The organism is Bradyrhizobium sp. Leo114 (assembly GCF_055229415.2).
The window spans coordinates 1-258 of record NZ_JBUYEN020000261.1; the positions used below are offsets into that span (position 1 = coordinate 1).

Here is a 258-nt window from a genome sequence, read left to right on the forward strand (position 1 = left end):
CCGCTTCGGCGGACGCCCGGTTCGGCGCCCAGTAGACCTCGCGCAGATCCTTCTTCATGGTGGCCTGCACCGAGAGCGGGACCTTGTCCAGGACGTTCACGGTCTTGTGCACCCAGCATCGCTAGTGGCGCGTGCCGGGACAGACCTCGTCGAGCGCCTTCCAGAAGCCGAGCGCGCCGTCGCCGACGGCAATTTCCGGGGCGATCTGCAACCCGCGCCGCTTGACGTCGATCAGGAGCTCACGCCAGCTCTGCGCGC

General features: G+C 68.2%; 1 pseudogene. It reads right to left on the reverse strand.

Features of this window, described 5'->3' with window-relative positions:
• Positions 1-258: pseudogene (locus tag ACZIRK_RS45660) on the reverse strand (transposase); the annotation flags it as partial.